Source organism: Mycobacterium sp. (genome assembly GCF_035314665.1).
Lineage (GTDB): Bacteria > Actinomycetota > Actinomycetes > Mycobacteriales > Mycobacteriaceae > Mycobacterium.
Map to the genome: position 1 here is coordinate 1 of NZ_DATFZD010000179.1, position 20,174 is coordinate 20,174.

Genomic DNA, 20,174 nt, shown 5'->3' on the forward strand with positions numbered 1-20,174 from the left:
AAAGACGACACTCCGCTGGCCAGACTGCGCGCCGGCGAGGCCACCAGCCTGGTGCTGCTGACCGCCACCGCACAGGGGTTGGCGAGCTGCCCGGTGACCGAGCCATTGGAGATCGCCGAAACACGAGATGCCGTGCAGACCGATGTGTTCGGCGTCAGCGGGTTCCCACAGATGCTGCTGCGCATAGGGTGGGCACCGGCTAATGCCGACCCGCTGCCTGCGACTCCTCGCTTCCGACTGGGCGAGGTCGTCGAGTGGCTCGACGGATCGCGGTTTGACCGGCTTTAGCCCCGCAGGCCGCGGTGGAGGGCTGTCCACGGTAAGTGTTCCCGGTGCGGTTCTTCTGAGCGTGGACACTTGCCACAACCCTTGATGTCACGTCATCCGTTACGTCGTCCCCGACGCAACTTCCGAAATATGCGCTGAGCTGGCCTTTTCTTGTGGAGCTAAGGGCTTCGAAGTGAGGGGCTCATTTGACCGTCCTCACAGAAGTGAGAAGGCTTGATTACCAATTCGTTTGACAAACAACGCCTCCCATCGTCAGGCCAGCCGCCGCTAGTGCGTTCAAAAGCCGGTCCCGCTACCTAGCCGACCTTCGTCAGAGTGAACGAATCGGCCGGGGCTTCGCAGTTGGCGCCTTTGCCATTCGGGACCCCGCTTACTTCGCCGTTAAGCGTTTCGGGATCCCACGACCAAGTTTGTATCGCACCGGACAGCTGGCTATCCAAACAGACTGTGCCGTCTGGCCTGTCAACGCTCATAGTCCAACGACCGCCCACGAGCTGTGCATCGCCGCTCCATCCTCTTGAACTGGCGATGTGCGCGATACAAGCCGTCGGACCACATGTGGAATTAGCGATCCACGTGGTTAAGGCTCCAGGCTCGCCACTATTGTCCAGCGAATACGTGCCATCGAACGGCTCGGACGCGCGTGCGCGGCCCGCTAGCCCCACAACAGCGACAGCGGCAATAGTAGTTGCGGTCAGACCCCAAGCGATAGGCACGATGTTCCTTTAGCCGGTAGCAAGTTTAGCCCGGAGGCGGAAGACTTCGTTCCCCTTTCCGCGGCGACGATGCAACGCCTCAACGCGATCATCGACGACGCGTTCGCGGCCCGCAAAACCCAAACGGCCAACCACACTTAGTATTCCGCGTATTCCGCCAGAGTTGAAACAGGTAGCCACAGGTCTGCCGGTAAGGCATCGTGATCAATTCCTGTCTCGCGGCGACGATCCTTAGGTCGTTTCTCGCGGCTCGCGCAGTGGTGCGGCCAGCCTCTAGCCAGTGTCGGGATGCACTCGAGTAGTGCACCGAGGTCGACGGCAACGTCGGATCCGCTGGCGTCTCTACGCCGGGTGTTTACGCGGCGACCAGCGCATCCAGGATGTTGGTGAGGTATTGGTCCACCGTGATGCCGTCTAATAGGCTGGACGCCAGGCCGGAGACCGTGTCGTTGCCGATCCCGAGATCGGTTACCAGCCCACTCAGCGTCGTATCGTCGAGCCCCCCGAACGTGTTCAGCAGCTGGCTGATCGTCGATTGGTCGCTGAATCCGAAGGTGTCCAGCAATCCACCGATTGTCGTGTTGTCGAATCCGGGGATATTGGTATACACATCGCTGACCGTGCTGTCGGAGTTGAGCCCGAAGCCGCTCAGGAACCCAGAAAATGACAGGTCGTCGAACGAGATGTTCTTCAGCGTGTCGTCCACCGTGCCAGCACCGCCATTTAGCCCAATCGTGGTCGCCGCATCGCTCAGCGTCGCGTCGCCCGTGCCCGGGATGGACAGCAGCTGCGTCACCTTGTCGTCGCCGAGACCAGCGGTGTCGGCAAACTGTTCCACGGTCGTGCCAGCGGTAAAGGCATCCGTACTCGGGTCCCAAAGTGAGCCCAACGCGCTGGGCTGGATGCCAAGAATGCTGAGCAGTTGGCTCGGGGTCACGTCCAAGCCCTGGAGAAAATTGTTGATATTCATCGGCCCGACGCCCCAGTCACCGAGCAGCGTGTCAACCTCTGTGTTGTTGATCCCCAGGGCGTCTGCCGTTTGGCTCAGTGTGCTGTTGGCGTTGAGCCCGATCAGATCCCACAGGTTCGAAATTGGTTGGTTACCTACCCCCAGAATCTCCGCCGTCTGGCTCAGTGTGTCGTTCGCGCCAAGCCCGAACAGGTTCTCAATGTCCGACAGCGGTTGGTCATCAATCCCCAGGGCGTCTAAAGCCTGGGTCAATGTCGTGGCATCACTTAACCCCGTCACGGCCAAAAGCACCGACAACGGATTTGCACCCAGGTAGAAGAAACCTGCCAGTTCGTTGAGTGTCACGCCGCCAAGTCCGGTGAAGGACAGCAACTCGTTCGGTGTGAGGCTGCCAAGCCCAAAGTCATTGAGCGCCTGCGGCACAGTCAGCTCGTTCAAACCGGTGAGACGCGCATTTTCGCGCAGGACGTCGACGAAGACTGTTTCTAAAGACGTGATGAACGCCGTGGGATCGAAGCTGCTGGCCAATGCAACGTCGTGCAGCTGCGCAATAGGAATGACATCAGGAAGCGATGGTGTGTGTACCGGAGCAGCGCCGATAAGGGCCGCGCTGGCGACGACGCTGCTGGTGGCGAACACGGTGGTCCTCATCGCGAGCACCCGCCGTCCGCGCGCCGACTTCGTCGAGCGACGACGTTGGCGAGAGCTGAGTGATTGGCGGTACAACCCGCAGGAGCAACGAGACATTGGAAGCCCGTCCTTCATCCTGAATGGAGGCTCAGATTTTCCTAAGGATTTCCAATCTAAAGTGATCTAAGTCACATGTCAAATAAGGCGGTTTTCGGAGTTGAGCCGGCTTGCGATGATTACGGACGCGGAGGTGCTGTCGCTCGCCATGGCGGCGGAAGCCGCACCAATTTTCGGCGCGAGTCTTGACGACGACTCGCGTCGCACACATTGTGGCTGTGAGCTGCGGTTATAGAGTGGAGCTAAGGGGACTCGAACCCCTGCCTTGACCAGGCAAAACATAGTCTTAACTGCAGTTTCGTTACGTCTCGATCCCGTTCAGTCCCGTTCGTTACCTGCGGTTTCGCTCTCGGGTCTTGACGGCGTCAAGAGCCTACGCCGCGTCGGTAACTCCGCATTCGCCGGTGTCGCCATCCCCCACAGGTCAGAGGCGGTTTTGGACGCCAAAGACACCGGCGGACAAAGAGGGATACCCAGCGATCTTTGAGTTGGTTGGCGTATGCGTTGGCGTACGTACCCGCACCGGGTATGCACTCCCCTAGCCACACGGTGTAGGCGCAGTAGGCCAAGAAAACCAGCATCCGCATCGCCAGATCAGCGGCCGCGAAACCGAAGCTCCCTCTTCTCCACGAACGCCTGCGCCGCTTCCCAGTGGTCTTCTGTCAGGCCCGTATGGATGTGGTGTGTGACCTCGAGGTCCATGCATTCCTCGAGGTTGCCGTGGACCGCCCGGTTGAGGTTCTCTTTCATGTAGCGGTAGGCGATCGACGGACCCTCGGCCAACCTCCGGGCCCGGTCCATCACCTCTTTCTCGAGCTCGCCGGCCGGAAAGACGGCGTTGACCAAACCCAGCTTCTCGGCCTGATCGGCCGTGAGCCGCTCCGAGAAGTAGTACAGCTCCTTGGCCTTCGCCGGGCCGACCAGTCTGGTCAAGAACCAGGTTCCGCCGTAGTCGCCGGCGAAGGCAACGCGAGCGAATGCGGTGGTGAAGATGGCGGTTTCGGCCGCGTACCTGAGATCGCAGGCCAAGGCGAGCGACAGGCCGGCGCCGGCAGCCGGGCCGGGAATGTGCGCGATGGTCGGTTTCGGCATCCGCCACAGCTTCCCGCTGGTCGCCTGCTGGTTCAGACGCTGCCGGTGGATCGCCACGTCGACCGGCACCGACGGCCCGCCTGAAGATCCCCGGTCGGCCATGGCCTTCACGTCGCCCCCGGCCGAGAAGGCCTCGCCCGCTCCAGTCAGCACCACGCAGCCAACCTCATCGCTGAGTTCGACCTGGGCCAGGACGCTTCCCAACGCCTCGACCATGTCGTTCGAGAAGGCGTTGCGCCTAGATGGCCGATTCATGGTGATCACAGCTACGCCGTCGTCCACCTCGGCCAAGAGATCTTCGGTGCCGGTATCGAGGGCCGTCATGGCGCACGCACTACGAACCGCACTCCGCCGATCTCGGCGACCGGCCCGTCACCGTTTGGCAGGCCCGGAAAGCCGGGTGTCAACCAGAGTTCGGTAATGCCTTCGGCTCGGCCGTCGACCGCCGAGACGAACCTCAAGGATTGGCCGGCCGAGTCCAGCCGGACCAGGGCTAGCCCACGGTCCACCTCGGCGTCGAGACCAAGAACCCGGGCCCACCGCTGGGCCACCACGGCCGGTTCTTCCACCTCGACCGTTATGCCGGCGATGCCGCCCGCCGGGTGATCGGGCGCCGTTCCGGTCCATGCCGGTCCCGCCCATCGCCACGAGTTGGTCGGCGACGCCCAGTCGAGCGACACGATCGCCCCCGGGATGTCCTTGGGGTGCAAGTGGGTGCCTGCGATGTCGTCGAGGTCGATCTTCCACGCCACGCGCACTCCCAGATCGGTCACCCGCCGGCGGGCCTCTTCGAGCGAAGGCATCTGGAATATGGCCATGTAGCCGCTGTCGGATCCGCGACGGGCGAGATACCGCCCGGCGGTGGTGTCGGGTTGTACGGGAGAGACCACCTCCACGAAGGTGTCGCCCACGGGGAATACGGCGTTGATCAGCCCGAACTCTCCGACCCCCGGATCGTGGAACGGATCCGGCCAGCCAAACGCCTCCTGGAGAGCGGTGGCGGTCTTCTCGCAGTCGTGGGCGACCAGCGCCACCTGGCGTAGACGAGGACCGGGCAATGGGTCTGGCATAAATACCTTCTCACGGCAGCGACGTACGACCACCGTACCTGGGCTCCAACGGAGCGTGCCCTACCTCCTGCGAGCACCTGCCAACTGCCATCCAAGTAGCTGTCCCCGGGTTGGCAACGCAGCCTAAAGGCGTCGACCTCGGCGCGCACAGCGGCCACCACCCCATTGTCAGGTGACGAATCCGGCCGCGAACTAACTGGAAGTTGACTGCGCTACCCGGTTCGGTCTACGACCGTGGCCCCGGGCGCGTCGGTTCTGCTGGACGACGATCCTGGACACCAGGGTCCTCATCGCCGAAGACCTGCGCGCAACGCCGCACCCCTGGTGCTCGCGCAGATGGAGTGCTACACCAGAAGGAGCGCAGCCAGCCGACACCCGTCGCGATGGCGCGGTGCGGCAACCAACATGTAGGAGGTGGTTGCTGTGCTTCATCCCGATCCATTCCGTGACATCGATAGACTCGCCGCGCAGCTGCTCGGTACATCGCCCGGATCCGCCCGAGTCCCACTGGCCATGCCGATGGACCTCTACCGCTCCGGCGATCACTACGTCCTTCACGCCGACCTCCCGGGGGTGGACCCCGAGTCGGTGGACGTTAGCGTTGATGGCGGCATTCTCACCGTGACGGCACAACGCAGCGAACGCACCGAACACGACGTGCAATGGCTGAGCTCCGAGCGCTTCACCGGCACTTACCTGCGTCGCTTGTCGCTCGGTCAGGACATCGACGCCGACCACATCGCCGCCACCTATCAGAACGGGGTGCTGACCGTAACCCTCCCCGTGGCGGCAAGGGCCAAGCCGCGCCGCATCGAGATCACCCCAGGGGCACGTGAGGAAACAACGCTCATCGAGCCCAGCGAGCCATCCGACCAGCACACCACGACCTAAACCTCTTCACCGGGCGGGTCCAGGCGGGTCATGCCTGGCAGCATGGGCGGGCTGTGAACACGTCGATGGCGATCAGCTCGGCGGCATCGACGTGTTCAGAGGGGTGCTGAATCACGCAGAGATGCAACAACTGGGCCTCTTGCGTTCATTTCCCGAATCAGTTTCTCCACGCTCTCCTGGTGGTTTTCGTATGATCCCAGTTCCCGCGACGGTCCCAGCGGATGTTGTATTGCGTACCATAAACTTTCAAAACGACTATTCATTTTCCTGTTTCTTTTAGGTATTCAATATAGCACAATTAGGCCCACTGACCTGCGATTATCGACTGGGCAAGGCCGCGACATGACGAATTATCGCGTTGAGCTGTCTGATGGCGGCACCGCGACCCTGCAGGCCTACCACTGACCTGCGGTTATATGGTCGGGCTGACAGTCTAAAACTGACGGACATCGTTGACAGTCCGGGTCTTCTAGCACTAGGAGACCTGCATGAGCGAACCGCAGCTGCCACGAGAAGTCCGTCGCCGGTTGGCGATCATCCAGCACGCCGAGGAAGTGACCGGCAACGTGGCCATGACGTGCCGCTACTACGGGATCAGCCGGCAGGTCTACTACCGATGGCTACGGCGATACCAGGAGCAGGGCATCGACGGGCTACGCGACCTGTCGCGACGACCGCACCATAGCCCCAACGCCACGCACGTCGACGTGGTCGGCAAGATCCTCTACCTGCGGCAGAACTATCACTTCGGTCCGGGCAAGATCGCGATGTACCTCAAGCGCTACCACGATGTGGAGGTGTCCCAGCGCGTAGTTGACGGTGTCTGGAAGCCCGAGAGTCGTCAGAACTGTCGTCAGCTCGGCGCGAAACCTTCGCACTGGCCGCGCATCCTCATATCGGCGATCATGTGCTGACGATCGGATGTGTCAAGGGTGGCGAAGCCATCACGTAGTGACGTCGAGGACGCCGTTTACTCAGCCGATCGGGCAGTCAGACACTACGGAATGAGGTGGCAGACCAGGCGGCGCCGGGGCTGCTGGGATGGATTGTGGTGGTCGGCCTGGGTGTGAGCCTGCGGAACGTTAAAGCGAGGACCGGCTAGTTCGATCCCAGCCGGGACCACACACTATCTGTCCAGGTGAAAATAGGTTTCTAGCCAAATCTTCCCTGCCCGTGCCAAATACGTGCCAGATGCTCGCAGCAAAGCCCTTACGTAATCGCTCAAGGTTCGTGTCGCGGGTCGGCGTGGCATGTCGAACTTGTCAGACCCCGTGTGGGAGCATCCGGCCCCGTGACCGATGAGAATGCAGCATTGAATCCGGTTCCAGCGTGGGTGCAGGCGCACGGCATCATTGACCGGCCTACCGGCATTGAGAAGGCCCGCGCCTCGCGGCAGGTGCTTCGTTGACGCGGCTGCGAACGCCTTCGGTTGGGACCAACAATGGACCACCGCAGTGGTGCTGCTGAGTGGCCTGGTGACTCGCGGCATCGGCTTGCACAATGCAGCCGTCGCGGCGCTCGAAGCAGATAACCCGTTCGCGGCGTTCACCCTAATCCGCTCCTATGCCGAGAATGCCGCCGCCGTTCTCTATGCCGCCGACCATCCGAACAAAGTCGACAGGGTGCTTGGTTTGGACGGCCACCCGCTGTCGGTAGGAAGGCTGACCGCGCATGCAAACCGGAGTCCGCGCTTCGGCGGGTTTAAGAGTGTCTACTCGGAGCTAAGCGAATACGCCCATTCGCTGTCAAAGTCAATCGCGGCGCAATGACTATCAACGGCAACAAGTTTCGATGGTCGGCGACACCGGCGTTCAGGCCGGGCAACGATTTCCTGATGGCGTGTGCGTGGATAGTTGAACTCGCCAAAGCGAACTCAGATTTGATTGTTGAATTCGCCAATGCTCTTCTTTCGGGCTAATGTCGCCCAGTTTGTCGACGAACTCGGTTGGTAGCTGCCTTCGCAGGGTGCGACACGCACATCACGCCGATTTATCGCGAAAAGCGTTGTGGCAAAAGCATGTTCAGAAAGGACCTCGTAATACCTTAACCCGGTCAACCAAGCCAACCGAGGCCAATGTCGGGAGGGAAGAAGTCGGCGGGAGTGGTGATGTCGATTGGGCCCGCAAAACCGCCGAATTCGCTATAGCCAATTTGGAAACCCCAGGGTCCGTCAAAAAGATCCCGAAATAGTTGTCCGGCGCCCCGATGTAAGAGAAGTCGAGGTCGAAATGGGGCTTAGCGAAGTAGTTGTCGAACGCGTCTGTGGAGGCGTTAATGCTCAGCGTATCCGGCCCCAACGTGTAGGTCGTTATGTCGCCGCTGGTGCCGACCGGCCAGCAGCGCAGCAGCGGCCATGCCGACAATGCCACAGCGGCTGCCCAGCTCGTCAAGCAAGTTGCCGAGATGAACTCGTCAAGCAAGTTGCCGAGATGAAGACGTGGGATCTCATTCACCTGGATCATGCGATCTGGGGATACTTCTGCAGCTAAAACCCGCGCTTGGTCGATCCAGTGTCACCGCTTCAACCGGCCGTTGGGTACGTGCGGAGATGGGACTTTCGGCCGTGGCGGGGGCGGGTGCGCGTCGAAGAGGATCGCATCATGACACAACGCGAGCTCGAAGACCTCTCGCCCGACGAATGCTTCCGGCTGCTCGCTGGTACAAGCGTCGGGCGACTCGTGTACCAAGATGACCTGGGACCTCTCGCGGTGCCCGTTAACTACGCCATGGCCGGACACGACATCGTCTTCCGAGTCGAGGGTGGCGCGAAACGAGCGGCGATGCACCAACCGATGCTCGCCTTCGAAGTCGACCATGTCGACGAGGACCAGGAGTCCGCGTGGAGCGTCCTGGTGCGAGGCGTCGGCGCAGAGGTCGACCTGGAACGGGTTCCTGCGCTGCTGCGAACGATGGATGGCCACGTCCCGAAGCCATGGGCAGTCGGCATCCACAACGTCTGGCTTCAGATTGTGCCGCAGACCGTCACGGGGCGGCGGCTCGGCGCGGAGCGGCTGTCGTGGTGACGGTTCGAATGCGCAGCAGGAGCGGTGCCGATCACGACCGGAAGTACCGCTTCGATTGCCGACTACCATCGCGCACCGCGAAGCCTGCCATCACGCCGCGGAGTCAGGCTCGGTCAGCTCGTCGAGGTCAGGCAGCGGCCGACGGCCTTGACTGAGCGTGTCATCGTAAGTGATGATTTCGCTGCGCGGGAGCATCCCGGGCGGTCGCGCAACCCCGTGATCAAGGTTCGCGACTTGGCCTGGCTGCAATTCGAGAAGCCAGACCTGAACCGGGCGGAAGCCTTCGCGCAGGCGTTTGGCTTCACCACCGTGCTGCGCACCGCCGACGAGTTGCACCTCCGGGGAACCGACGCGGGCTCGCCGTGCGTGACTATCCGCCGCGCAAGCCGCTCACGATTCGTGGGACCCGCCTTCGCCGCGCAGGACATGGCCGACGTCGAGCGACTCGCCGAGGCGACTGGCGCGAAGACCAGCAGGCTGCCGGAGGCCATCGGCGGCGTTGCGGTGGAACTGACCGACCCCGCAGTATTCCGGTCCGCGTAGTCGCCGGCATGAACGAGTTGACCGGGCTGCCCGCCCAACAGCCACACGCCTTCAACTTCGGCCACGACCTGCACCGCACCAACAGCACGCAGCGCCCGCCGCGCGAGCCGGCCAGGGTGCAGCGGCTGGGACACGTCGTGCTGCAGAGCAGCGCCTACATCCAGTCGCTCAACTGGTACCTCGACCACCTGGGCCTGATTGTCAGCGACTTCATGTACTACCCGGGCCAACGCGAGCGCGGCCCGGCGACGAGCTTTATTCGCTGTGACCGCGGGTCGGCGCCCACCGACCACCACACCCTGGCGCTGGTCTTGGGCCCGTCGGACCGCTACCTGCACTCCGCTTTTCAGGTCTGCGACCTGGACGCGATCGCCGCGGGCGGGGAACACCTGCGTGAGTTGGGCTACCAGCGGTCGTGGGGAATCGGCAGGCACATCCAAGGCAGCCAGATCTTTGACTACTGGCGTGACCCCGACGGATTCTTGGTCGAGTACTTCACCGACGGCGACATGTTCGAAGACACGCTCGGGCCCGGGTGGGCGCCGTTGACCGCGTCGGGCCTTGCCCAGTGGGGTTCGCCCGCGACGAAAGATTTCCTCGGGATGGCTCCCGGCAAGGAAGCGGTTCGCGAGTTGCGGTCGATGCTGACCGCGATTCGCGACGACAACAACGAGTTCGACATCACCCGCCTGTGCGGACTTCTGAAAGTGGCACGATCATGAGCATTTCCATCTATCGCACCTCCGATGCCTGGTGGGCGGGCACGGCCGACGCCGTGGCCAAGATCGACACACCGGCGTCGACGACGGCGCAGCTGCTGGCCGACCGGGCAGCCTTAGAACGAGCGGCGTTGAGTACGGACACCGTTGCGGTGACGAGCCTCGATGTGCTCGCTCCGGTGACCGCACCGTGCCGCGTCATCGCGCAGATGACCAACTTCGCCTCCCACGTCAAGGACACAGGCGGGAACCCAAAGACGGTGCCGCTCACGTTCTTCCGCAAGGCGTCGGGATCTATCAGCGGCCCCGGCGACGACATCGTCAAGCCGAATCATGTTCGGCTTCTCGACTATGAGGTGGAGATCGGTCTGGTGATCGGCCGCGACATGCCCGTCGGCACCACGATCACCGCCGACAACCTGGCCGAGTATGTGTGCGGTCTGGTGGTGACTAATGATGTGTCGGCGCGCGATGTACAACTGACGAAAACCCAGTTCTACGAATCCAAGTCGTACCCGACCTTCACACCCGTGGGTCCGGCGCTGGTGCTTGTCGATGCCGATGAACTGGCTCGCTTCGGCGAGTTACGCCTGCAACTATGGGTCAACGAAGAACCGCGCCAGGACAGTACGGTCAAGAACGACATGATCTATCGGCCGGTCCAGGCGCTTGCCGCGCTCGCCCGCTTCCAGCGGCTGTCACCCGGTGACCTGGTGATGACCGGCACACCTGTCGGGACGGCCCTGTCCGCGCCTCCGAAGCCGGTACAGAAGCTGGTGTCGCTGTTGCCAGACGACGTCAAGTGGAAATTGTTCTTTGCCGGACAGGCCAAGAACCACAAGTACCTCCACGACGGTGATGTGGTCGAGGCAAATATCGCCACCGACGACGGCAAAATCGACCTAGGCACACAGCACAACGAGGTCAGGTACGCGTGAACGAGGTTCCCGGCTTCGTCCCGGTGGTGATCGTCGGTGCCGGGCCCGTCAGCGTCACAGCCGCAACGTTTTTGGCGCAGTATGGCGTCGACTGCCTTGTTCTTGATCGCTGGGCGAACGTGTGTACCCGCAGCCGCGTGCGGTTCACCTTGACGACGAAGTCCGCCGCATTGTGGGCCGGCTGGGTATCGCCGAGCAGTTCGCGGGCATATCGCGTCCCGCGCGGGGCCTGCAGCTGCGGGACCCAGAGATGAACGTGCTCGATGAGTTTCGCCGCGATTGCGCCCAAACGACCAACGGTTATCCCCAAGCCAACATGTTCGACCAGCCGGAGTTTGAAGCGCTGCTGCGGTCAAACCTCAAGCGCTATCCGCATGCAGTGCTTCGCGGAGACTGCGAGGTGACCGACGCCTTGCAGGTCGGTGCCGAGCGGGTGCAGGTGACATTCGTCGACCGGGTTAGCGGCAAAAAATACCGCGTCGAGACGAGATACCTGCTCGGTTGCGACGGCGCCAACAGCATGGTGCGGGTCGCGATCGGTGCATCGATGCGCGACATGGGATTTGAACAACGCTGGCTCGTCGTCGATGTGACGACCGGCGCGCAGCTCAACCAGTGGGATGGTGTGCACCAGGTGTGCGATCCGCACCGAGCGGGGACGTTCATGCGGGTCGGTCCGAGCAGATACCGGTGGGAGTTTCGGCTTCTGCCGAATGAAACAGCCGACGACTTCAGCACAGTTGCGAAGCTGTATCCGCTGATCCGGCCATGGGTGGACGGGGTTGCGCCGCAATGTCTGCAGCTTGTCCGCGTCGCCGAATACACATTTCGCGCCCAGGTAGCCGACCGCTGGCGCCGGGACAACATTTTCCTTCTCGGCGATGCCGCCCACCTCACGCCGCCGTTTGTCGGCCAGGGCTTGTGTGCGGGAATTCGTGACGCGATGAATCTGGGTTGGAAGCTTGCCGGCGTGGCCAACGGGTGGCTGCCACAGAGCGTGCTTGACAGCTACGAGCAGGAGCGCAAACCGCACGCGGGCTACATGATCCGCTTTGCGCTCGCGATGGGTTTGACCATGACGGCCGGGGGAGAGGTCGGCAACTTTCTTCGCCGCTTGGTGGTGCCCCGGCTGCATCTGATCCCAGGCATGCAGAAGAAGATCGTCAACAGCACGACGCCGCCGTTGCGCCACAGCGCGTTGGTGATCAAGAATAGCCGCCGTCGACAGCTAGCCGGTCGGCTATGCCCGAATTCTGATGTGGGAGAGGGTAAGAGATTCGACGAAGTCGTCGGGCCACGTTTCGCCGGCGCCACATCTGTGCCGCTGTCTGGACAACAGCGGGAAGAGCTGGGCCGAAGGGGTGCTGTCGTCGTCGCGGTTGAGCCCCACACTGAATTGGCTCGTTGGTTACGACGCGGACGTGCGAGGGCCGCGGTCGTCCGGCCTGACGCGACGGTGATGTATGCCGGCTGTGACATACTTGAAATATGCTGTCGTGTACCTACTTTCACACTCAGCTTTGCCGATGCGTAGACCTGCCGGCGTTGCGACCTATGGCCATGACGTTTACTCCACCCGCGCCATCATCGATGCGTATCCCCACTACGCCACGCTGCGTCAGATGGGCGCGGTGGTATGGCTCACCAAACAGCGGGTGTTCGCGGTGCCCCGGTACGCCGAATGCAAGGCCGTACTCCGCGACGATGCGACGTTCGCCTCCGGGCAGGGCGTAGCACTGAATCCCATCGCCAACAGATTGTCGCGCGGAACGGTGTTGAACAGCGACGGCGAGCAGCACGATCAGCGGCGCAAGCTCCTTGCGCACCGTCTGCTGCCGCGGGCAACTTTGGTCGACGAGCGATGTCATTCAGGTGCAGGCCGTGGACCTGGTTTCGGCCGCGGTGAAACGTGAATACGTCGACGGGGTCGCGGATCTCGCCACAGCGCTGCCCCTGGCGGTGGTGCCGGACCTCCTCGGCTGGCCCCATGACGGTAGGGACAACCTGCTGAGCTGGGGTGCAGCCACGTTCGACGTGCTGGGCCCAGCCAACCACCGTGCGGCGCGGGCAGTGCGGGCCGGCCTGCAAATGATGCGCTTCACCAGGCAGGTCGTGCGCCGCCGGCCGGTGGCCGACGGCAGCATGGGCCACGACATCCTGGTAGCGGCAGATGCCGGAAAGCTTCCACGCCGTGATTGCTCAGCGTTGATGATCGACTACCTGGCACCCTCGCTGGACACCACGATCAGCGGCATCGCCAGCTCGCTTGCGCTCTTTGCGCGGCACCCCGAACAGTGGCAGCTGCTGAGAACCGAGCCGACGCTGCTTGCGAATGCGATCAACGAAGTCCTGCGCTACGAGTCGCCGCTGCGGGCGTTCTCGCGAAAGACGATGCAGGACAGCACGATCGCCGGTGTTGACCTCCCCGCCGGAGCGAGGGTGCTGGTGCTTTACGCATCCGCTAACCGCGACGAACGGGAGTGGACCGATGCTGACACCTTTGACATCCGCCGCGACGCCAACCGTCAGCTCGGTTTCGGGCACGGCACGCATGCCTGTGCCGGGCAGGGACTGGCCCGCGTCGAGATGCAGGCGATCCTCAGTGCGCTGATGCAGCAGGTCAGCCGAATCGAACTCGCGGGCGAGCCGATATGGGCGCTCAACAACATCATCCGCTGTTACAAGCGACTGCCGCTGAGGCTGGTCGCGGACTGAGCCTCTCAGCCGTTGCCGAGACGGCGCGATGAACATCGGCCTTGTCGTGTCACACCCCATCGCCGGTGCCGCTACCCGCCGCCGGGTTGACTACGACCGACCACGCCCGCACAACTTTTACCCGGCTGCAAGTATCCGACTGGCGAGCCAACCATCACTTAGCGCTAAGCACAGTACCGCGTTGGTCTAGCATTCAGCGCCCTCTAGCTGGATCAGTTCCCAGTCAAACCATGCGGTTGCATAGCGGATCTGTCTGTTGACGTGGTCTTTGGCCTCAGCCTTGAGGTCTAGCCCGTCGACGATCTGCTCGGCAAGATGACGACCGTAGTCGGATAACTCCGGGGCTCCACAACTACACGCTGTCCGAGCATCGTCATCGACATGGATTTCGCGGTGCTGGGCCACGATCAGGCGGATTCGTTCGATGAGTGTTTGGCGGATACGTTCAACGGGATCGGACATGCCGCTTCCCTCCTCAGTACCTCGCCTTGTGCTTGCCTCATCGTCGCTCTCTCAACCTTGTCGGCGTAGGGCCCCAAAGTCATCCAATGAGCGGTCAAGCGTGTTCTTTTAGCCGACTTCCACGGTGGATTTCCAAGTCCCGAGGCGCTTTCAGCCGAAATCAGCACGACTTGGTACCTGCTCGGCAAGATGACCACGCATCGCTCACCGGAGCCGGGCGGTCAGCGTCGCGGCCGGGGGCAAATCACCGGGAGGGCTCGGTAACGGACGCTGAAGTTTGCGTGGTCGTGCTGTCCATCCACCTCACCATCAAAGGCGAGGGCGGTCGGGCCGTCGACACAGCTGAAGCTGAACTGCGGCACATGCTGCTCGTGATACAGCCGGCTGCGTACCAGCCGTCCGGCCATCATTGCCGTCATGACGCGGATCTTGCTAAAAGGACGCCCGGTCTCCAAAATTCGCACATCGATCAGCCCGTCGTCGATCCGATTGCGTTGTGCCGGTGCGAATCCGGACGGCTGGTAGGTGGAGTTGCCCAGGAAGAACAGCGAGGTCTGGAGGGTCTTGTTGTCGTAGCGGATACGCACCGGCTCTTCATGGCGCAAGGTACGCAGCATTGCGTAGGCCGCCGCCGGCGGCTTACCGATCTTGCGTTGAAGCCGTTCGCGGGTGCGCACAAATGCCGGGTAGGCGCCGATACTCGAGGTGTTGATGACCATTCGAGTGTCGTTGAAGCACACCAGATCGACGCAGGAAACGCTGCCCTCCCGTATCGCGCGGATGGTCTTGGCCACCTGCTCACACCCAATGTCCTTGGCGAAGTGGTTGAACGTGCCGGCCGGGAAAACCGCCAGCGCACATCCGGTGTCCACCGCTGCAGCAGCCGCACACGCGACGGTTCCGTCGCCCCCACCGATGCCCAACACGTCAGCCCGCTCAGCCGCCGCATGGAGCACCGCTCCGATGTCGTCGGTGGCGGTCAGTTCAATGATTTCGGCTTTGGGCAGTTCCCTGCGGACTTGGGCGATCACCCGATCGCCGGTCCCGCTGCCCGCAGCGGGGTTGACCACCACGACCACGCCCGCGCCGTCCGGCCGCGGCGGCGTATCGATACGCAGCGGGTCCGCGCTCGGCAGATGGTAGTCGACGATCGGCGGCACCAGACGCCCACCCAACACGGCGATCGACGCGCCGATACCGAAGCCTGCCAGCACGTCGCTGGGATAGTGCGCCCCGGTCGCGACGCGTGACAACCCGACCAGAGCGGCCAGCACGCCAAGCACCAGCCCCAGCGTCGGGTTTTCCAGCCCCACACCGACCGCGAACGCGGCAGCGCTGGCGGAATGACCGGAGGGCATCGAGTTCGACCTCGGAAGCGGCAGGCGCCGCGCCAGCGGAACCGACCCGAAACGGGGCCGCTGGCGTCGCCACAAGCGCTTAGCCAGCTGATTGGTGATCGCACTTGTCACCGCCAGGCTGACGACACCACGGCCCGCGCCGCGCCGCGCCGAGCGACTTCCCGAAAGTGCCATAGCAGCCGCGATCGCAAACCACAGCTTGGCGTTATCGGCGGCACGGCTGAGCGCTGGCATCGCGGTGTCAAGCAAGGGGCTGCGCGAGTTCGCGATCGCGTCAAACACCTCAGCATCGAGGGCACCGAGGCCCTTGCTGATCTGCCGCAACCCGGGTGATGTGCGCGGCGCCGCTTTCATCAATTCAACCTATACCTGGACGAGATCAATCGGATCCGAATAAAGCGGAGTGGAGGCCCTGACGGTGCTCCTCGGCGTCGGCAGAACCTCGACGGGGCCGGCTGGCGGGAGTGACCGCCCGTACTCCAGCCGTCCCGGATCCCTTGGCGGCTACCTGAATACCGCCGTTGAGATCCTTGGCCGCGGCTCCGACCAGCCCGCGCACCAAAGCTGCCGTCGTACGGGACATTTGGGGCCTACGTGCTCACCCATTGCGGCCCAACACTTTTAGTCATTGATACGAAGTCATAGTGCTCGATAGTGATGATCTCCGCCTGCGCCATCATGCTCCGTTCAGGATTTTCGTTTCCGCGGTTTAGCGCTTGTGGTGACGAACTTGGAGCAGATCAGCTAAATGTCGCGTTCGCATGAGCCTTCTTGGGGAGTTTGAGGTATCTGCGGAGCTCAAGTTCGGTATGGGTGGCGAGCCAGCCCTGGTGAGCCCAAGGGAGCTAGAAATGTATGCGTGGTCGAGGTGAGCCGTTTGGGAAAGCGGTTCGATGCGTATCGGCCTGCCCAAGAACCAGACTCCACGAGTACCGGGGAAATGTCAGTGGAGAAGCGCTGACTGGATTTATATCAAGCACGATCCCGCACGCCGGCCTGCTGTGATGCTTGATCCAGCGCCGAAAGGTCGCATGTATAGAGGCGCCGAACAGTTGGGCGAGTGCTACGGGTGTGGTGATGTCTGTGGGGTAGTCGCGGGACACCCGATCAAGGAGGCCAGTGTGACGCCTTTGTCTCGCGGGACCGACGTTGGGGGTAATCGCTGTCCTTCGGATACCGTCAGTGGACCGCAGGATTACGCCGGACTGGTTCGAAGTACCGCGGTGCCATACCACTGGCACAAAACCAACGCTAATTCGACGTCGAGCCGGTCCGCATCAATCGGCCGGCCGCGCCTGGCCAGCGCACGGCCGACGCGATACTTCACCGAATTGAAGTGCAAGCCGAGTTCTTCTGCGGCGCCCGTGTAGCTGCACCCGGAGCGCAAATAGATGTGCAGCGTCTCACGCAGGCGCGCGTCGTTCTCACTGTCGAGCACGAGGTCACCCAGCACTTTGGTAACCCATTCGCGGGCATCGACAATGTTGCCCGCCAACAATGCTGCGATGGAAAGGCCGGGATCCGCGGCGGCGATAACCGCTGGTTCGTGTAGCCCGCCGGCAATCGCGACGCTGCGGGCGCCCTCCGCCTCGCGGTGTGAGGCGCGGAAACCGTCAAGCCCCGGCGCCATGGTGCCGATGGTCACGCTCGGAGAGTCCGGCCGCTTCAGCGCGAACTGGCGCACGCTCGACACGGCTTCGGGTGAAGCCGTTCGGTAGGAAAGCCATCCCCATCCGGTGACTCGATCGGCTGCCACGAACAGCGGGCTTGCAGCAGCCTGCGCCGCGTGCGCCAGTTCGCGCAGGAAACGTTGCAGGCGGACAAGCTCGCCGGCTTCGGCGCCCAAGTCCGGGTACCACATGACCAGCGCGAGATGGTGCCATCGCAGCGGATAGCGGATCGATGTGGTTGCCGCGTCGATGTCGATGGCTCGTTCTCCGGCCAAGACCTCCCGAACCCGGAGCGCACGAACGTTGTTCTGGTTCTCGAGCCACCGTTCCCGTTCGTCTTCGTATACGACCACGACCTGTTGGGAAATCCAGTCGATGTATTCGAAGAGCGTCGCGCCGATCGCTTCAATCACGGCAATCTTCGTCGACGGCTCGATATCGAGTGCGCGTACTTCGCGGATGACGAGTTGTGTCACGTGGTGCTGGCCCAGCCGGTAGGCGCGAACGAGCGCGTTGACCGGCACACCGTGTTGTGCCAGCCGTCGCGCGTATTCGAGTGCCGCGGCCGGCGCCTCAACGCGTTGCACCGCGAGGTCGTACCGCAGCGCGCGCAAGATGGTGTCCACGTTTCCCTCGACGCTCGCGCCGAGCAGCTCAATGACGCCGGCGTCCCCTCGTAGCTCGGGGATGTCCTCTTCAAGCGAGCGACGGATATCCGACGACACGTCGGCCAGCCGCTCGTTTAGCCGGGCGCCCGTTTCGGCGACGTAACGGCTCACATCGACGACGTCGTCGAGGTGCGAATCAGTCACCCTTCGACGGTAGATCTCCGGTCAACGTCCGGTGTGGATTTGCAACTGTCTTTGTTTGTCTGCTCGCGACAAGGGCCAGTCCGAAACTTGATCGGATCACGACGGTGTCGCGCCTCATAGCGATTCCTAACGTTGTCGCTCGTCACACCGCCGCTGTCACTGACCAGCCCCATCGGGTCATTACCGACTGCGCCGACACGAGAGGGAGACACCGTTGACCGTCATCAGCACCGACGCCATCCCGGCTGACAACGAGCTGGACGCGATGGAGATGGACCTGCAGACCTCCGCGGCCACCGACTTCGTCATCCCCGGGGGCGTCGAGATCGAGCAACGCGTCAGCGACGACACCGCGGTGGTCGACGCGAGCCGTCTGATCGAAACTCCGCTATGTGGCAACGAGACTGAAGCGGTCACCGCCGCCGCGGGCCTCGAGGTCCGCGGGGTCGGCCTGACGATCGGGCGTCGACGGACGTTGCTGGATGATGTCTCGTTTTCCGCCCGGCCGGGCACCCTGACGGCGGTAATCGGGCCCTCGGGTGCCGGGAAGTCGACCCTGGCGAGGTTGATCGCCGGGGCGACGCGGCCGAGCAGGGGCAGGGTGTCTTTCGACGGCCACGACATCCACAAAAGTTCCGGGTTGCTGCGCGGACGGATCGGCATGGTGCCCCAGGACGACGTGGTGCATCACCAGCTGACGGTGGAACAGGCCCTTGGCTACGCCGCCGAGTTGCGGCTGCCGCCGGAGGCCACCAAGGACGACCGTCGCGAGGCGATGACGCGGGTACTCGAAGAGCTGGAGATGACCGCCCACGCTCAGACACGGGTGGACAAGTTGTCCGGAGGGCAGCGAAAGCGGGCGTCGGTGGCGATGGAGCTGCTGACCGGACCGTCGCTGTTGATCTTCGACGAACCCACCTCGGGCTTGGACCCGGCACTGGATCGACATGTGATGACCAAGCTGCGCCAGCTGGCTGACGCCGGGCGAGCCGTTGTCGTAGTGACGCACTCTCTGACGCACCTTGACGTGTGCGACCAGGTGCTATTGCTGGCCCCTGGCGGCAAGACCGCGTTCTGCGGGCCCCCCAGCGAGATCGGTCCGGCGATGGGCAGCACCAATTGGGCTGACATCTTCATCAAGGTCGGTGCCGACCCGGACGGGGTTCACCGCAGCTTCCGCAGGCGGACCGAGCAGGCCGCCGCCAGTGCCGCGTCCGCGTCGGCGGAGATCGACCGCCCGGGCGAGTTGGGCGAGACGATGCGGGTGTGTCCCTGGCGGCAGTTCTCGACGATCGCACGCCGCCAGGTGCGGCTGATCGTCGCTGACCGCGGTCACTTCGCGTTCCTTGCGTTGCTGCCGTTCATCCTGGGCGTGCTCGCGCTTGCGGTGTGCGGACACGTCGGTTTCGGCATCCCTGACCCATTGGGTGATTCCCCGAACGAACCGGGCCAGATCCTGGTGCTGCTCAACGTCGGCGCCGTCTTCATGGGCATCGCACTGACGATCCGTGACCTGATCAGTGAGCGGGCGATTTTTCGGCGTGAGCAGGCCGTCGGCCTGTGTAGCGGGGCGTACCTGCTGGCCAAGGTCGGGGTGTATGGCCTGGCGGCGGTGATTGAGTCGGCGATCTTGGTCGCGATCACGATCTGCGGCAAAGGCGCGCCGACCCAGGGTGCCGTGTTGTTGCCAAACGCCAGCGTCGAGTTGTTCGTCGATATCGCCGCGACGTGCGTGGCGTCGGCCCTGCTGGGTCTGGCGCTCTCGGCGCTGGCCCGCTCCCACGAGCAGATCATGCCGCTGCTGGTGGTGGCGGTGATGGCGCAGCTGGTGTTCTCCGGCGGGATGATCCCGGTGACCGACCGACTGCTGCTGGACACGTTGTCTTGGGTGACCCCGGCCCGGTGGGGCTTCGCCGCCTCGGCCGCCACGGTCGACCTCAACTCCCTGGTGCCCGGCCCGCTATCCCCCAAGGACTCACACTGGGCGAACACCCCGTCGAGCTGGCTGGTCGACATGGCGATACTCGCTGCGCTCAGCGTGCTCTGCGCCGGGTTGGTGCGGTGGAAAATCCGGCTCAACAGCCTGATGGGACACCGGTACCGCGGCTCTGCCCGGCTGCTGCGCCGGCTTCGGGTGGCCGACAGCGCTGATTCCCCCGC

At 63.2% G+C, this 20,174-nt stretch carries 14 protein-coding genes and 4 pseudogenes; 11 read left to right on the forward strand and 7 right to left on the reverse strand.

Translation table 11 applies throughout. The annotated features are described in order from the left end of the window. Window positions 1-288 (forward strand): annotated as a pseudogene (locus tag VKI00_RS14110) (NAD(P)H nitroreductase); the annotation flags it as partial. 1,071 nt (window positions 289-1,359) lie between these two features. On the opposite strand, the gene VKI00_RS14115 reads toward VKI00_RS14110, so the two are convergent. The 3 genes from VKI00_RS14115 to VKI00_RS14125 all read right to left on the reverse strand — a co-directional run bounded on the left by VKI00_RS14115 (window position 1,360) and on the right by VKI00_RS14125 (window position 4,883). Beyond that, a complete protein-coding gene (locus tag VKI00_RS14115; RefSeq protein ID WP_324438324.1) occupies window positions 1,360-2,625 on the reverse strand; it encodes a hypothetical protein in 1,266 nt (421 codons plus the stop codon). A gap of 690 nt (window positions 2,626-3,315) precedes the next feature. Continuing rightward, window positions 3,316-4,137, reverse strand: a complete 822-nt coding sequence (locus tag VKI00_RS14120) for an enoyl-CoA hydratase (RefSeq protein ID WP_324438326.1) — start codon at window positions 4,135-4,137, stop codon at window positions 3,316-3,318. Beyond that, complete coding sequence (locus tag VKI00_RS14125) at window positions 4,134-4,883, reverse strand: VOC family protein (protein ID WP_324438328.1); 750 nt, start codon at window positions 4,881-4,883, stop codon at window positions 4,134-4,136. The genes VKI00_RS14120 and VKI00_RS14125 overlap by 4 nt, the downstream gene beginning before the upstream one ends. A 423-nt stretch (window positions 4,884-5,306) precedes the next feature. Here VKI00_RS14125 and VKI00_RS14130 point away from each other — a divergent pair, with 423 nt between their 5' ends. From VKI00_RS14130 to VKI00_RS14140, 3 genes are all read left to right on the forward strand, one after another. Further along, window positions 5,307-5,774 (forward strand): Hsp20/alpha crystallin family protein, encoded by a 468-nt coding sequence (locus VKI00_RS14130; protein WP_324438363.1) that lies wholly within the window; start codon window positions 5,307-5,309, stop codon window positions 5,772-5,774. Between the two features lie 488 nt (window positions 5,775-6,262). Continuing rightward, window positions 6,263-6,688 (forward strand): helix-turn-helix domain-containing protein, encoded by a 426-nt coding sequence (locus tag VKI00_RS14135; RefSeq protein ID WP_324438330.1) that lies wholly within the window; start codon window positions 6,263-6,265, stop codon window positions 6,686-6,688. A gap of 540 nt (window positions 6,689-7,228) precedes the next feature. After that, entirely contained in the window at window positions 7,229-7,543 is a 315-nt protein-coding gene (locus tag VKI00_RS14140; RefSeq protein ID WP_324438332.1) for a hypothetical protein, read from the forward strand. A gap of 252 nt (window positions 7,544-7,795) precedes the next feature. On the opposite strand, the gene VKI00_RS14145 is transcribed toward VKI00_RS14140, so the two are convergent. After that, window positions 7,796-8,236, reverse strand: a complete 441-nt coding sequence (locus VKI00_RS14145) for a hypothetical protein (protein WP_324438334.1) — start codon at window positions 8,234-8,236, stop codon at window positions 7,796-7,798. Window positions 8,237-8,374: 138 nt separating this feature from the next. Here VKI00_RS14145 and VKI00_RS14150 point away from each other — a divergent pair, with 138 nt between their 5' ends. From VKI00_RS14150 to VKI00_RS14175, 6 genes and pseudogenes are all read left to right on the forward strand, one after another. Continuing rightward, window positions 8,375-8,797, forward strand: coding sequence for a pyridoxamine 5'-phosphate oxidase family protein (locus VKI00_RS14150; protein ID WP_324438336.1), 423 nt, complete (start codon window positions 8,375-8,377; stop codon window positions 8,795-8,797). Window positions 8,798-8,944: 147 nt separating this feature from the next. Next, window positions 8,945-10,062, forward strand: a pseudogene (locus tag VKI00_RS14155) (VOC family protein). After that, a complete protein-coding gene (locus VKI00_RS14160) occupies window positions 10,059-10,997 on the forward strand; it encodes a fumarylacetoacetate hydrolase family protein (RefSeq protein ID WP_324438338.1) in 939 nt (312 codons plus the stop codon). The pseudogene VKI00_RS14155 and the gene VKI00_RS14160 overlap by 4 nt, the downstream one beginning before the upstream one ends. After that, window positions 10,994-12,531: pseudogene (locus tag VKI00_RS14165) on the forward strand (bifunctional 3-(3-hydroxy-phenyl)propionate/3-hydroxycinnamic acid hydroxylase). The gene VKI00_RS14160 and the pseudogene VKI00_RS14165 overlap by 4 nt, the downstream one beginning before the upstream one ends. Further along, complete coding sequence (locus VKI00_RS14170) at window positions 12,524-12,910, forward strand: hypothetical protein (RefSeq protein ID WP_324438340.1); 387 nt, start codon at window positions 12,524-12,526, stop codon at window positions 12,908-12,910. The pseudogene VKI00_RS14165 and the gene VKI00_RS14170 overlap by 8 nt, the downstream one beginning before the upstream one ends. Then, on the forward strand, window positions 12,879-13,712 hold the full coding sequence (locus VKI00_RS14175) for a cytochrome P450 (RefSeq protein WP_324438342.1): 834 nt from the start codon (window positions 12,879-12,881) through the stop codon (window positions 13,710-13,712). The genes VKI00_RS14170 and VKI00_RS14175 overlap by 32 nt, the downstream gene beginning before the upstream one ends. A gap of 186 nt (window positions 13,713-13,898) precedes the next feature. On the opposite strand, the gene VKI00_RS14180 is transcribed toward VKI00_RS14175, so the two are convergent. The 3 genes from VKI00_RS14180 to VKI00_RS14190 form a co-directional block, all read right to left on the reverse strand. After that, window positions 13,899-14,174 (reverse strand): hypothetical protein, encoded by a 276-nt coding sequence (locus tag VKI00_RS14180; RefSeq protein WP_324438344.1) that lies wholly within the window; start codon window positions 14,172-14,174, stop codon window positions 13,899-13,901. 221 nt (window positions 14,175-14,395) lie between these two features. After that, the gene (locus VKI00_RS14185) at window positions 14,396-15,886 is read right to left on the reverse strand and encodes a bifunctional phosphatase PAP2/diacylglycerol kinase family protein (RefSeq protein ID WP_324438346.1); all 1,491 of its coding nucleotides are present in this window, start codon (window positions 15,884-15,886) and stop codon (window positions 14,396-14,398) included. A gap of 841 nt (window positions 15,887-16,727) precedes the next feature. Next, window positions 16,728-18,014: a PucR family transcriptional regulator gene (locus VKI00_RS14190; protein WP_324438348.1), complete on the reverse strand. Its 1,287-nt coding sequence runs from the start codon at window positions 18,012-18,014 to the stop codon at window positions 16,728-16,730. A gap of 421 nt (window positions 18,015-18,435) precedes the next feature. On the opposite strand from VKI00_RS14190, the pseudogene VKI00_RS14195 reads away from it, so the two are divergent. Next, window positions 18,436-20,091: pseudogene (locus tag VKI00_RS14195) on the forward strand (ATP-binding cassette domain-containing protein); the annotation flags it as partial. Window positions 20,092-20,174 lie beyond the last annotated feature (83 nt).